We start from the raw sequence: 768 nt of genomic DNA on the forward strand, positions 1-768 counted from the left end.
CGGCAGAACAACCCCCACAAACGACCGCTACTTTACCTAAAGACTCAACGAGGGCTGAATCTGCGATAAACGATGTTGTCATGCCCCCTCCTTCGCTTTAAATGACTGAGCAAGGCTCAGACTAATCTGTCCTACATTACCAGCACCTTGCGTTACTACGAGGTCGTTTTCATCTAAGAGATTTAAAAGCACAGATTCGAGCTCTTCCGTATCCTCGACATAGATCGGATCTAAGCCAGAACGCTGACGGATACTTCGACAAAGCGCGCGACTATCTGCTCCTGGAATTGGCTTTTCACCCGCGGCGTAAACATCCAACATGATCAGCACATCAACCTCTGACAGGACGCGTACGAAGTCTTCATACAGGTCACTCGTTCGGCTATAACGGTGTGGTTGAAACACCATCACTAAACGTTTTTCAGGCCAACCATCGCGAATAGCTTTTATGGTCACGCCCACTTCACTCGGATGATGCCCATAGTCATCCACCAACATGAACGACTTCTCTTCAATCTGGAAATTACCTTGCAACTGGAAGCGACGTCCCACGCCTTGAAAATCTGCTAAAGCCGACAAGATTGCATCATCAGCAACGCCTTCGTCTGTTGCAACAGCAATGGCTGCCAATGCATTAAGGACGTTGTGCTCACCTGGCATTTGGAAATCAACTTCTAAATCTGGCTTATCTCCCGCACGAATCGCCGTGAAACTCGTTAATTGTCCACTTTGTCTGACATTTTCGGCTCGCACATCTGCAGACTCATT

1 protein-coding gene is annotated in these 768 nt (G+C 48.0%); it reads right to left on the reverse strand.

Annotated elements, in window-relative coordinates; all coding sequences use genetic code 11:
* Positions 1–78 precede the first annotated feature (78 nt).
* Positions 79–768, reverse strand: a 690-nt coding sequence (locus tag A3739_RS22295; RefSeq protein ID WP_255376793.1) for a glutamate ligase domain-containing protein, incomplete at its 5' end; no start/stop codon positions are given.

It is taken from the genome of Oleiphilus sp. HI0067, assembly GCF_001635735.1.